12 protein-coding genes are annotated in these 13,635 nt (G+C 40.4%); 6 read left to right on the top strand and 6 right to left on the bottom strand.

The annotated features are described in order from the left end of the window. The first annotated feature begins 1 nt into the window (after window position 1). Together ACQQ5U_RS02680 and ACQQ5U_RS02675 are read left to right on the top strand one after the other, a co-directional pair. Window positions 2-889 (top strand): nucleoside phosphorylase, encoded by an 888-nt coding sequence (locus ACQQ5U_RS02680; protein ID WP_437395395.1) that lies wholly within the window; start codon window positions 2-4, stop codon window positions 887-889. A gap of 70 nt (window positions 890-959) precedes the next feature. Then, on the top strand, window positions 960-1,808 hold the full coding sequence (locus ACQQ5U_RS02675) for a substrate-binding domain-containing protein (RefSeq protein ID WP_437395394.1): 849 nt from the start codon (window positions 960-962) through the stop codon (window positions 1,806-1,808). A gap of 126 nt (window positions 1,809-1,934) precedes the next feature. Here the strand turns inward: ACQQ5U_RS02675 and ACQQ5U_RS02670 are convergent, their stop codons facing one another. Further along, window positions 1,935-2,600, bottom strand: a complete 666-nt coding sequence (locus ACQQ5U_RS02670) for a uracil-DNA glycosylase (protein ID WP_437395393.1) — start codon at window positions 2,598-2,600, stop codon at window positions 1,935-1,937. A 239-nt stretch (window positions 2,601-2,839) separates the two neighbouring features. Here ACQQ5U_RS02670 and ACQQ5U_RS02665 point away from each other — a divergent pair, with 239 nt between their 5' ends. Next, window positions 2,840-5,011, top strand: coding sequence for an endonuclease MutS2 (locus ACQQ5U_RS02665; protein WP_437395392.1), 2,172 nt, complete (start codon window positions 2,840-2,842; stop codon window positions 5,009-5,011). Between the two features lie 101 nt (window positions 5,012-5,112). On the opposite strand, the gene ACQQ5U_RS02660 is transcribed toward ACQQ5U_RS02665, so the two are convergent. The 4 genes from ACQQ5U_RS02660 to ACQQ5U_RS02645 are packed head-to-tail and all read right to left on the bottom strand — an operon-like array spanning window position 5,113 to window position 7,992. Continuing rightward, entirely contained in the window at window positions 5,113-6,756 is a 1,644-nt protein-coding gene (locus ACQQ5U_RS02660) for a serine hydrolase (protein WP_437395391.1), read from the bottom strand. Continuing rightward, window positions 6,753-7,091, bottom strand: a complete 339-nt coding sequence (locus ACQQ5U_RS02655) for a hypothetical protein (protein ID WP_437395390.1) — start codon at window positions 7,089-7,091, stop codon at window positions 6,753-6,755. Before ACQQ5U_RS02655 ends, ACQQ5U_RS02660 begins: the two co-directional genes overlap by 4 nt. A gap of 1 nt (window position 7,092) precedes the next feature. Next, window positions 7,093-7,647, bottom strand: coding sequence for an RNA polymerase sigma factor (locus ACQQ5U_RS02650; protein ID WP_437395389.1), 555 nt, complete (start codon window positions 7,645-7,647; stop codon window positions 7,093-7,095). 6 nt (window positions 7,648-7,653) lie between these two features. Then, window positions 7,654-7,992, bottom strand: a complete 339-nt coding sequence (locus ACQQ5U_RS02645; protein ID WP_437395388.1) for a DUF6249 domain-containing protein — start codon at window positions 7,990-7,992, stop codon at window positions 7,654-7,656. Window positions 7,993-8,628: 636 nt separating this feature from the next. Between ACQQ5U_RS02645 and ACQQ5U_RS02640 the strand changes: the two genes are divergently transcribed. From ACQQ5U_RS02640 to ACQQ5U_RS02630, 3 genes are all read left to right on the top strand, one after another. Then, window positions 8,629-9,549: an ABC transporter permease gene (locus ACQQ5U_RS02640; protein ID WP_437395387.1), complete on the top strand. Its 921-nt coding sequence runs from the start codon at window positions 8,629-8,631 to the stop codon at window positions 9,547-9,549. Beyond that, complete coding sequence (locus ACQQ5U_RS02635) at window positions 9,542-10,222, top strand: ABC transporter ATP-binding protein (RefSeq protein WP_437395386.1); 681 nt, start codon at window positions 9,542-9,544, stop codon at window positions 10,220-10,222. The genes ACQQ5U_RS02640 and ACQQ5U_RS02635 overlap by 8 nt, the downstream gene beginning before the upstream one ends. Before the next feature lie 173 nt (window positions 10,223-10,395). Continuing rightward, the gene (locus ACQQ5U_RS02630) at window positions 10,396-11,853 is read left to right on the top strand and encodes a Gfo/Idh/MocA family protein (protein ID WP_437395385.1); all 1,458 of its coding nucleotides are present in this window, start codon (window positions 10,396-10,398) and stop codon (window positions 11,851-11,853) included. 196 nt (window positions 11,854-12,049) lie between these two features. Here ACQQ5U_RS02630 and ACQQ5U_RS02625 read toward each other — a convergent pair whose 3' ends face one another. Continuing rightward, window positions 12,050-13,612, bottom strand: coding sequence for a thiol-activated cytolysin family protein (locus ACQQ5U_RS02625; protein WP_437395384.1), 1,563 nt, complete (start codon window positions 13,610-13,612; stop codon window positions 12,050-12,052). Window positions 13,613-13,635: the final 23 nt, after the last annotated feature.

Here is a 13,635-nt window from a genome sequence, read left to right as displayed (position 1 = left end):
AATGGGCTCATCACTGGGCAGTTCAGAGCTTATTCTGAATCCTGATGGGAGCATTTACCATCTCAACCTTCTTCCCGAAGATATTGCGACCACCATTATAACAGTAGGGGATCAAAACCGCGTACACGAGGTTTCCAAATACTTTGACTCTATCGAAGTGAACAAAAGCAAACGTGAGTTTGTTACCCACACAGGGTACTATTCAGGAAAACGGATTACCGTAATCTCCACAGGTATTGGAACCGACAATATCGACATTGTTTTTAATGAATTGGATGCCCTTGCAAACATCGATTTCACTTCTAGGCAAATCAAACCCCAAAAGACACGACTCAATTTTATACGGGTCGGTACATCAGGTTCTCTCCAGCCCGACATCGCCGTGGATAGTTTTTTGATGAGTACCGCCGGCATTGGGTTCGATAATCTGATGCACTTTTATGACTGTGGACACATCAAAAATAAGGAACTGGAACAAACGCTGACAGAATACTTGGGTTGGGAGAAATACAACATTCACCCTTATGTCGTTGATTATAACAAGGCGTTGGGGGATGTTTTTGCTTCAAATCGTATACGATTTGGTGTAACAGGTACAAATTCAGGATTTTATGGACCGCAAGGCAGGTCGCTTCGGTTAAAGCCAACCATTCCAGACTTTAATGAGAAACTCGCTGGTTTTTCTTATCAAAATATACAGATTACCAATCTAGAAATGGAGACAGCTGCCATGTACGGGATTGCAAAGCTACATGGACACCGAGCGGTTTCCCTTAATGCCATATTGGCCAACCGGGCCACGGAAGAGTTCTCCAAACAAGGACATCAAACTATTGATAAATTGATTCAATACACCTTGAACTGTATTGTCAAAAGTCAATTGGTATAATTTTTCAAAGCGTATTTTTAGAAAAATACCGCACGGAATCATAATTTTAACTTCCAAAGAAGTCAGACATATGAAAACCATAAAAATAATAGGTGTCCCCGAACATTTCAATCTTCCTTGGCACTTGGCCATGGAGGATAATGCTTTTAAAGACCGTGGCATTCAACTGGAATGGACGGATATTCCCGAGGGCACCGGAAAAATGACGCAGATGCTTCAGGACGGTGAGGCAGATTTGGGCATTATCCTAACCGAAGGCGTCATCAAGAGCATTTCACAAGGTAATCCAAGTAAAATTGTACAGGAATACGTTTCCTCTCCCCTTCTTTGGGGCATTCATGTAGATGCCAACAGCGATAGAGATTCCATCAAGTCTTTAAAAGATGATAAAGTGGCCATCAGCAGAATGGGTAGCGGAAGTCATTTGATGGCCTACATCAATGCGCAGAACCAAGGGTGGAACACAAAAAATCTTGAATTCGAAATTATAAATAACCTGAATGGTGCCGTTGAAAATCTATCAAGTGGCTCCAACGCTTATTTTATGTGGGAGCACTTCACCACCAAACCGCTTGTTGATTGCGGGACCTTTAAACGGGTGGGTGACTGCCCTACCCCTTGGCCTTGTTTTGTGATTGCAGCTTCAGATGCATTTCTAAAAGAAAGCGAAGGTGTCCTCAAACACATTTTAGAAATAATAAATACCTACACCTCAGAATTCAAGCAAATCCCGAGTATTGACAGGACCTTGTCCAACCGATACGAACAGAAATTAGAGGATATTAAGGAATGGCTATCCAAATCCACTTGGGGACAGGAACAACTTTCAGAAGAAACGGTAAATGAGGTGCAATCCAGATTGTACGACCTGAATTTAATCGAGGAAATCAAGGATGCTTCGTATTTTCTCTGGAAATAGCCTTTCAAAAGGGAAGATGTCAGGTCGAGCGCAGTCGAGACCGATTAGCTCAGTTATTATTTCACCAATACACCTCTCGACTTGAGTTTATCTTGAGCGCAGTCGAAAGACTCGAGGTGACTCATTTTACCAATCAATAGGCTCTTTGCCCATCTGAACCAGTAGCTTGTTTGTTTTGCTGAAATGCTGATTACCGAACCACAGTCCACGATTGGCGCTCAAGGGCGAAGGATGTCCAGAGGTAAGAATGTGATGTTTATTTTTATCTATCAAAGATGATTTCTTCTTGGCAAATCCTCCCCAAAGCAAAAAAATGACACCATCCAGTTCACTGGAAACTGTTTTGATCACAGCATCGGTAAATTGTTCCCAACCTTTTTTCTGATGGCTCCCTGCCTGATGGGCACGAACCGTCAAAGTGGCGTTCAACAAAAGTACGCCCTGGTCCGCCCAATGCTCTAAGTTTCCACTTTCGGGATAGGTTTTTCCCATATCCACTTTAATTTCTTTAAAAATATTAACTAAGGATGGCGGATGCGGAATCCCATCCTTTACCGAAAAACACAAACCATTCGCTTGATTGGGCCCATGGTACGGGTCTTGACCAATAATCACAACTTTGGTTTCCTGGAACGGGCAATGGTCAAAAGCTGAAAAAATAGCCGCCCCTTTTGGGTAACAGGTATGCTGTTGGTATTCCTGCTTCACAAAAGCAGCCAATTGCTGGAAATATGGTTTTTCAAATTCATCATGTAATGGTGCTTTCCAACTTGGCTCAATATTTACCTCCATACGATGATTTTACTTCTTTTTGGTCAATTTATAGATCAAGTACCCAATGCCTACAACAAAATGGAGTAAAATAACACCGGCGATAATATAAATTACAGTATTGTCACTCCTCATATGATAACTGTTTAAAGGAATAAATCAGGCATGTATCAAAAGTACGGATTGCAAATTGTTTTTGCTAGGGCGGTACACTTCAAAAACACATCAAAATCCTATCTTTGCGCTGCTAGTAGAAAAAGATGCGAAACATTCACCCCAAAACACTTCAAGATCTAGAGTTCCCATCGGTATTAACCCAAATCGCTGCGCGATGCAATACGGAGCTGGGCAAGGAGGATGCCTTGACCATAAAACCGTTCCGCGACAAAGGGGAGCTTATGCAGGTTTTAGGGCAGACTTCTGAGTATTTGGCTTCTTTTTCCAATGACAACCGTATTCCCAACCACGGTTTTGACCATATCAACAGCGAATTGGGCCTGCTCAAGATTGACAACAGTACTTTGGAAATCTCCGGCTTTCGGAAAATTGGTGGCATCTGCAAAACAGTGGCCATTCATCATAAATTCTTCAAGAAGTTCAAAGAATACTACCCTTTGCTCTTTGAAAAAGCAAATGCTTTGGAGTTGCACCCCGAAATTCCCGACACCATTGATGACGTCATCGATAAATTCGGGGAAATCAAAGATTCAGCTTCCGACGAACTCCTGTATATCCGCAGGCAAATCAATGAAGTGCGCGGCAAAATCAATCAAAGTTTTAGTGCTGCACTGGGGCGTTATCAATCTTCGGACTTTTTGGATGAAATCCGTGAATCCGTGGTCGAGAACCGTCGTGTTTTGGCCGTAAAGGCCATGCACCGCAAAAAAGTGAAGGGTACCGTGATGGGCACTTCCAAAACAGGGAGCATCGTGTACATCGTGCCCGAAGCTACGTTGTCCTATACGCGGGAGCTCAATAATTTGGAATTTGAGGAAAAAGAAGAGATTCAGCGCATCCTCAACAAGCTCACCGACGAGATACGCCCCTATTTGGAGTTGCTGCTGGAGTATCAAAAATATCTATCCGATATTGATATTACAGCAGCCAAGGCTAGATATGCCAACGAGATGGATGGTTTATTGCCTGAAATCAATGAAGAGCGGGAGATGTACCTTCGAGATGCCTACCATCCATTACTTTATCTTTCCAACAAACGAAAGAACGAAAAAACTTGGCCGCAGACCATAAAACTGCACAAAGAGAACCGAATCATTGTGATTTCGGGGCCCAATGCAGGAGGAAAAAGTATCACCCTGAAGACGATTGGGTTGCTTCAGGTGATGCTTCAAAGCGGTATGCTAATTCCTGTGCACGAACGTAGTTCTGTTTGCTTTTTTGATCAAATTTTGACAGACATTGGAGATAATCAATCCATTGAAAATCATTTGAGTACATACAGCTATCGGCTTAAGAACATGAACCGTTTTCTACGGAAGTGCAACGACAAAACCTTGTTCTTGATCGATGAGTTTGGAACGGGAAGTGATCCCGAATTGGGCGGTGCCTTGGCAGAAGCTTTTTTGGAAGTCTTCTACGAGCGCGAAGCTTATGGGGTGATTACTACGCATTACGCCAATTTAAAGGCTTTGGCCAACGAATTGCCGCACGTTACCAATGCCAATATGCTGTTCAACTCCAAAACTTTGGAACCTACCTTTCAATTGGTTTTGGGAGAAGCGGGAAGTTCCTTTACGTTTGAGGTGGCCCAAAAGAACGGTATCCCCTACTCCTTGATCAACAAGGCCAAGAAGAAAATTGAACGCGGAAAAGTCCGTTTTGATGCCACTATTGCCAAACTGCAAAAAGAGCGCAGCAAAATGGTGGAAACAGGCTCCAAACTTAAGGACGAAGAGGCTAAGGCCCGTGAAGAAAACGAGCGTTTGGAAAAGCTCAATTCCAAGATCAAATCCAAGTTGGAGAGCTACCAAGAAATGTATGATCACAACCAACGTATGATCCAGTTGGGCAACAAGGTCAATACGGCCGCGGAAAAATACTTTATTGATAAGAAAAAACGTCCGTTAATCTCGGAAATGCTCCGCATTGTGGAAACGGAGAACAGCAAACGTAAAAAAACCACCGCCAAAAAAGCCAAGGCCAAACAGCAAGAGAAAAAACAGGTAGCAGAGGAGCTGGAACAAAAGATCAAAAAAGTGCGGGTAGAGAAGAAAATCCAAAAGAAGAAAGAGATTCAAGCCGAAAAGAACAGACCACGCCCTGTATTTAAAATTGGGGACCGTGTCCGTTTAATGGACGGTAAAGCAGTAGGCAGTATCGACACACTCGAAAAAGGCAAGGCCGTGGTCAATTACGGGATGTTTACCACCAATGTGAGCGTGGACCAATTGGAATTGGTGGAGGCGAAGAAATAACTCGATGTCATTCCTGGACCCTATTTTTAAGGAGGTGAACAGAGCTTTTTTGCTCTTCTTGATTGAGTGTGCATAAATGCTTATCATATTCTGCTATCGTTTCAAGGATTTACCACTACCCTATTTAAATCTAAATCTTGAAAATCAAAACTGAAATCGATAAAACGGGAAATCCCTTTCATTTTGATGTTCTGTGCCTTACCATTTTCGTCTAGCGAAAAAATGGCAAAAGCATCCGCTTTCATATCTTGATATTCCCACTTTATTGCAAATGTATTGCCTTTGTAAAATGACATTTTACCGCTTAGTCTTGGCGACTTATATGATTTAAACCATAAATCTCCACTTTTTTCAAATATTTCTACTCTCCCAAACCAATTGTCTTCGTAAATTCCAATATAGCTATCCTTTCTAATTTTAGCATCTTTGTTTAATTCGATTACCTCCCAAACCTTTTCCAAATCAGGGTCGCCCATTTGTTGTCGTTGCTGCTGCATCCCTTTTGCCATTTCAAGCCAATTAACCCCAGTTTCCAACTGTAAATACTCATCCAATAAAGTGAAACCCATCAAACCATTTAAAAAACCAGCTCCTTCAGAATTGTTCAAAACCACGATTCCAAGTTCGAGTTCTGGAATTAAAGTAACCTCCGATGACATGCCCGCAATCAATCCTGAATGTTCGACTTTGAGAAATCCATTGAAATCTGACAAAAACCAACCCAATCCATATCCCGAAAAATGAACTTTAAAAGGTGATCTTGGATCTTGCTGCCTGTTTATGGGCGTGTGCATACTCCACATTTCTTGCTGTTGCCGTTCCGAGAATAAAGTTTCTTCCAAGTTAGTGCCATATTTACCCTCGTTCAATTGAACCAACATCCATTTGCACATATCATTCGCGCTAGCCCAAATTCCGCCGGCAGCACCATTCATCTTTTGTTTCGAATTGATATTCAAATCTGATTTTGGATTTTGTATTGCATTCAAGGTTTTACCATTAAAAGCATGTGCAACGGCAAGTTTTCCATTTTTAAAAGCAGTACTGTAGCTTGGGTACGAATGGTCCATTTGTAAAGGTTCAAGAATTTCCTCATCAACAAATTCCTCCCATGTTTTGCCGCTAACTCGTGCCGTAAGTTCTCCGGCAACCAAGTATAATACGTTATCATAATCAAATTGAGTTCTAAATGCTGTGGTTGGTTCAAAGTATTGAAATGAGGTGAGTACATCATCAATTGTAAAATTCGATCCATCTGGAAAAATCATCAAATCACCTGCGCCAAGCCCCAAACCACTTCGATGGGTCAAAAGGTCTTGGATATTAAAATTGTTCGTCACATAATCGTTGTACATTTTAAATTCGGGAATATAGTCTATAACCTTATCATTCCAGTTAATTTTTCCTTGGTCGACCAAAATCGCCAAAGCTGCGGACGTAAAAGCTTTGGAATTGGAGGCAATTCCGAAAGGAGTATCAGCGGTCACAGCATCTTTTGAATCCACTGAATTGATGCCATAGCCTTTAACATGGACAATCTGACCGTCTTTGACGACACCAATTGCAAATCCCACAGTATTATCAACTGTTTCAATTGCCTTATCAACTATGCTATCGATTTGTTTTGCATTTAATTGGGAATTTGCTCTAACCGCGAACAAGAGCGCGGTGAGCACTACGAACTTGGAAGTTACAGAGTGTTTTACACTACTCTTTATTTTATTGATTCGTCTTATATTTTTCATGATAAATTATTTTTCAGATTGTTGAATATTCTTGCTCTCCCCATTTCGAGCTGAATAAAAAGAATAAGCAGTGTTAAGACTATCGAAGTGTATGTTACAATTGAACTTTCAAACGAACGAACCCTATTTGGCAGGCTAAAAAGTATTCCAAGGATTATCATCAATATACCCGACACCACTAAAGCCGTTATGCCTTTAGCTTTATAATGGGCTATTTGAACTTTTGAATGTTCTTCCTTCTGTATTGCATTCAAAATAACGCCCTCTAAGTCAATAGGCTCAATTACTTCATCTATGTTTTTCAATATTTCTTTTAAGTGGTCTTTATTTTCCATCTTAGTAGGGTTTATTGATTTTTTCATTCTTTAGAATCGTATAAAAATTTGCTCTTCCTCGATGCAAAAGGACTTTTACGTTAGATGTGGTAAAAGCGGTTATTTCCTCTATTTCCTTAATGCTTAGGTCATCGATGTAATGTAATTGCAAGACCACAGTTTCTTTAGCGGGTATTTTTTTAAACACTCTTTTTATAAGCCTCTTTAAATCTTGTTTTTCCAATTGGCCGATGGCGTTATTAAAAGCGGTTTTTTCATCTTCTGTAATGGAGTATTCTACTACCACTTCTTCTTTCCGTTTTTCTCGTTTTATAAATTGCAATGCCGTATTGACCACTATTCGGTAAAACCAAGTGGAAAACTTTGCGTCATTCCGAAAGTTGACCAGCGAAGAATAGGCTGTAATAAAACTGTCTTGAACAACATCCTTTGCATCATCTTCACTCTTGACAATTGAAATCGCCACGCCAAAAGCCTTGTTTTGATATGTTCTTATGAAATAACCAAAAGCGTTGGTGTTTCCTTTTAAAACCTCATTTATGTAATGGGCATCCATTAAGGATTATTTGTTTTTCTGTAACTTCCTTGCCCAAAAAAATGATGCGATAAGACTTATACCTCCAAACAAAAGCATTGAAGACGGATAGAAAACTACTTCGTCAATTTTTAACGTTTTTTCTATCAAGTACGCCAAAAGCAAACCGAAAGCAATACCTACCATTAACATTCCCAGTTTTAGTTCCAGGTATCGACCATTGGAAGGTGTATTTGTATCAATGCCTTTTTCAATTTTTGCCATTCGCTCTAAATGCGATGCTTTGATAAAAGCGTAGATTGCGTATCCTGCAACGACAAACAAAGCCATCAATACAATTCCAGGTCCAAAAACAAAGTCATTCATTGTTTATGTTTAAAAAGTTATATCTATATGATTGTTGTCAATTCAATTAGGTTACAGAATTTATGATATACTTTTAAAATATGTCATCGATAAGAAGAAATGCCCACTGACCTCGGAAACGCTCCATATTGTAAAAACGGAAAACAGTAAACGCAGAAAAACAATCGCCAAAAAGGCAAGGCCGTGGTCAATTACGGGATGTTTACCACCAATGTAAGCGTAGACCAATTGGAATTGGTGGAGGCGAAGAAATAAGCCTTTATTATCGTTCTACTTGGATGCTGGACGTAGTGGAAGTATGAAACTCAATTTCACTATCCTGCATCCGACATCATATGGATTTCTGCTTTTACAGGAATGGCAAACCATCAATTTTGGCAATCTATGTCATTTAGAACGTACCGATAACCATCGGGAGTGAGAAATCTAACCCTATAAGAGATTTCTCGTCGCTACGCTCACTCGAAATGACAAATACGCTTTCGTTTAATGTTAACAACTCCTCATAAATCAGTCACTTACCCCATTGCATGCCACGGTTTTTTCTGCGAACTTCGTTATCGGTTGATATAAATCATTAAAACAAAATATATCTTAAAACGTTACCTAGCCATTAAATAGACAGACAGATAATAAATGAGAGACTACTTTGAATTGCAGTTAGTAATGACTAATCGAAAGATTAAAGAAGCAGGTGTAAATCCAGCTCTCGGTTATTTTCTTGGGTTAATTGCTTTTGTCTTGCTCTCGGAATACATTTTTCATAAGACCGAATTCGCTAAATATTTGGTCATTTTAGCTTGTCTTGGTTTTCAACTCAGGCTTTCCGAAAAGAGCAGAACGGATTTCTTGCTTGCCACCTTTGGAGATAAATCAAAAATGAAAATAAGGGTCTTAGAAAATTTAATTATTTCCTTTCCATTTGCTTTGATCCTAGTATACAAGAGTTCATTCCTCGAAGCCATCATTTTGCTTTTGTGTTCAATCACTATTGCTCTTTTCTCTTTTCATTCTAATTTAAACTTCACTATTCCTACACCCTTTTCTAAAAATCCATTTGAATTTACCACAGGCTTTAGAAAGACCTTTTTAATTTTCCCTTTGACTTATGCATTGTCTGTTATTGCAATCAATGTAGGCAATTTTAACTTAGGGATATTCTCAATGTCACTTATGTTTCTAATCACTTTGAGCTATTACTCAAAACCTGAAGAAGAGTTTTATGTATGGGTTCATGCCAATACTCCAAAATCATTTTTGATGAAGAAAATGATGATTGCAACAAAAAATTCTACCCTACTGACGATTCCAATTTCCCTTGGGTTATTGATTTTTTATCCAGCTGAGTATAATTTGATACTACTCTTTTTATTCATTGGTATTTTGTTTTTATGGACAATGGTTTTGGCTAAGTACTCTGCATTCCCGTCAGAGATTAATTTACCAGAAGGAATTATAATCGCTTTTGCTCTATCTTTTCCTCCATTGATTTTATTGATAATTCCATATTTCTACACAAAATCTATTAAGAACCTTAGATTGATATTGAATGATTAGAATTAAAGAGCTTAGTAAGCACTATGGAAATAATCAAGTGTTAAAAGAAATTAACATGGATTTTTTAAGAGGCAAGGTTTATGGCATTGTTGGAGAGAATGGTGCAGGGAAAACCACCTTATTTAGATGCATTGCAGGTTTAGAAAATTATAGCGGAGAAATAATTTCCCAAATTACACCTTTAAAAAATCATTTAGGATTGCTTCTTACAGACCCTTTCTTTTTCTCAAAGATAACAGGAAAAGAGTATATAAGGCTTTTGTGTAATGCACGGAATAAGAAAAATATCAATATCGATCAAAAGAATATTTTTGACTTGCCGCTAAATCAATATGCTTCCTCCTACTCAACAGGGATGAAAAAGAAGTTAGCAATAACGGCAATTCTACTTCAAGAAAATGAGTGCTTTATTCTTGATGAACCTTTTAATGGTGTTGACATTCAGAGTAACATTGTTTTGACTGAAATAATATTGAAGCTTAAAGAATTGAACAAAACAGTTCTAGTTTCATCCCATATTTTTTCAACCTTAAGTGATACTTGTGATGAAATACATCTTTTGAGAAAGGGGGAGCAAATCAAATCAGTTCAAAAGGAGGACTTTAAATTATTAGAGCAAGAAATGAAAGATTTTACCATTGGAAACCGAATTAAAAAACTTGATCTTAAATAAGAAAAACGGCTTGTAACAAGGTGTATAGTGCATACCCTTCGGGATACGCACCATACACAGAACGATAACGAAACCCTTCCAATTTCACCCTCATCACAAAATCGCATCAGCCGTTCAGTTCATTTTTTCCTATCTTGTTTAGCAATTAAATAGTAAGCCAACCTAAACAAACAATGAAAAAATCAACCTCCTCCTCCAGTAGAAGAAACTTTGTGAAAAACACCGCACTGGCCTCCAGTATTTTTATTGTGCCACGCCACGTGTTGGGTGGTCCGGGCTTTTTGGCCCCCAGCGACCGTTTAAATATTGCTGCCATTGGCGCCGGTGGCAAAGGTGCATCCGACATTGCCAACGCCTCCGTGAATGGCCGTGAAAATGTTGTCGCGCTTTGCGATGTGGATTTTTCCGGGTCCGCAAAACAATCCGTGGAGCGTTTTCCCAAAGCCAAACTGTTCAACGACTACCGAGAAATGCTCGATACCATGAAGGATATCGATGCCGTGACGATCAGTACCCCAGACCACGTGCATGGACCTGCCGCGGCCAATGCCATGGAGCGCGGCAAGCATGTGTATGTTCAAAAACCCATGACCCACAACATCCGTGAAGCAAGAATGTTGACCCAGATGGCCCGTGATAAAAAAGTAGTGACCCAAATGGGAAACCAAGGAGCATCTAATCCGCTATTGGGCTTGGTACAAAAATGGGTGGATTCTGGAGCATTGGGCCGAATCACCAAAGTGGAAATATGGACCAATCGTCCTGTTTGGCCACAGGGATATGCCATGCCAAAGGCAGACCCGGGAAGTAAACCAGATGATTTATTTTGGGATTTATGGTTAGGACCTGCTCCATTGCGCCCGTACACACCAAATCTGCATCCGTTTAATTGGAGAGGCTGGTGGGATTATGGCACAGGTGCTTTGGGTGATGTAGGCTGTCACTTGATCGATATTCCTTACCGAACCTTGAAGTTGGGCTACCCTACAGCCGCAGAATGTAGTGTGGGCACGGTATTTTCTCAAATGTGGAATCCCGATTACCATCCGGAAGGCTGTCCGCCCTCTTCATTTATCACCTTAAATTATGAGGCCACTGATAAAACTGCTGCTCCCTTGACCATGACTTGGAGCGATGGAGGTATTCGCCCATCCCACCCCGACATTATTCCTGCCGATAGTGATATTGGTGGGCCCGGAAGCTATAACGGAGTGTTGATCCATGGAGAACACGGGGTGATTTCCACGAACATAAATGACAGCTCACCATTGACCCCTAAATTATACATGAGCAATGGTGTTACTGAATTCGGTCCCGAAGTGGAAGACATGCCTGAACCGGAATATGGTCACCAACGCAAATGGGTGGATGCCTGCAAAGCAGGGTTTGGAAGTCAGGAACACCAAGATCTCACTTCCTCCTTTGATTATGCCGGCCCTATGACCGAAACCGTGTTAATGGGTAACTTGGCCATACGTAGTTATATGCTACGCAAACAAAATGATAAAGGCAACATGGAGTTTTATGGTCGTAAAAAACTGCTGTGGGATGGGGAGAACATGAACATCACCAATTTTGAAGATGCCAACCAATTTGTGACGCGAACCTATCGTGAAGGTTGGGAAATGTAAATTTTTAAACCTTATAATATTTAAAAGGGCCGTGTATTGTGGCCCTTTTTGTTTCTGGCATTTATAAATTCTATCTCATTTTGAGAAAGCGTAGCGACGAGAGACCCTTATTTAGATTCCCTATTTCAAGGGAATAAAAACAGCCGGCATCAAATGGTTGAACCCCACTTGAGCGGCCGACTGCACTTTTAAAGTCTTAGTCTTTACAATTGTTGTCGTAAGCCGAATTTTCAAAACCTGAAGGATTATAGGCCCTATAACATTTTTTGGAGCTTACATAGCCCAACTCCTCATCAACAAGATCGTTCCAACCAAAATTATAATAGTCAATGGTTACATCTACATTATATGCCCCGGGTGGCACCTGAAATTCCATTTCAGTTTCATCTTTTATGGTAATGAACTCACCTTTCTGCCATTCAGTATCGGTGGGTAAATCACTTCCTCCGTCATAATTGATTTTAACACGTATATTTTTTACATCAAAATCATTGATCACTTTAATTTTGTCGTGGAAATAGTCCTCAGCTGAACAAGTTGTAGCGGTGTAGTCCGTGGAGTACCCCATTTTGGCAATTTTATCATCCTTTAAATACTTAATGGTGTAGGCAATGGGAGCACCGGGGTTGTCCCTACTGTACAGGGCATTTTCACCACCGATTACATCATTGAGGCTTCCCGGTCCTTCTTCAAGGCTTGTACCGGTAATAACTTGCGAAGCAACCTCTGCATTACCACCTATGGTCACTACACTAATAGTAGATTTTTCCAATACTTCCTCATAATCCGAATTTATATCGACCTCACCTTTTTTTGAAACCGCGGCATACTCCAACGCAGCAGCTAAATTGACGGTGGTAATAATTTCTTCGGCCTCCAATCGAATCATAATAATACGACCATAAGAAACAGAACTTACATACGCCGGTGGTGTGCCTGCATTAATTACAGATTCGATATCCGCTAGACTAACATCATCAGCAAATACGGATGCGGGACTTGCTGGCGACTCCATGATTACGTCATAAAACACTTGACGGTACAAAACGGCCGCTGTATTACTGGTTGTTGAGGTACTATACTGGAATTGGCCTTCGAATGACGAGCCTTTGGACCATTCGGCACTTACGCCCAAATCAAGACTAAATTGTTGTGAAGAATAGGCTGTGGTTGATTCAAAATACGCATCCGAGTCAATTTCATAGCCCTGAGTTGCAATTTCACTGTTCCAGTATTCCAATACTTCATCAATACTGGCATCCACATTGGTGAAACTCGGATTATCTACGGTGACATTCCCGCCTGAGCCAATTCCAGGTAAGAGCACCCTTAACTTGGCAGGGGCGCGAGGCACTTGTAACGGTTCTGGAACACCATCTAACATTCCCGAGTTACCTTTTACCAAAGCTCCTGGGTAAATCACCCCCAATCCGGGGTCAAAAATGGCAACGTTTTCAAAATTTGAACGAATATTGTAAGAATCCGTACTACAATTTACAGTTATACCAGCCGCTGTTCCGGCAGAACTGGCCAAGTTTTCCGAGCTAGTTCCGGTATCGGATTGTACGTTCAACATTTCATCCGGATTATAACTTAGATTATTGAGGTAAGTTTTAATGTCTTCGGATTCCTCCTGTTCTCCACCTTGCTCTGGACCAGGATTGGAACTTTCTTTGCTGCAACCATTAATAATGGTCAGGGCTAAACTGAAAACCAATATATACATACCGGTTTTAAAATGTGATTGTGTTGTTTTCATAATTATTTGGTTTTTGAGGTTCA

Origin of the sequence: Flagellimonas lutimaris, from assembly GCF_051494225.1 — a bacterium.
In the GTDB taxonomy this organism is placed as follows: domain Bacteria; phylum Bacteroidota; class Bacteroidia; order Flavobacteriales; family Flavobacteriaceae; genus Flagellimonas; species Flagellimonas lutimaris_A.
This window is presented reverse-complemented; position numbering and strand designations above follow the sequence as displayed.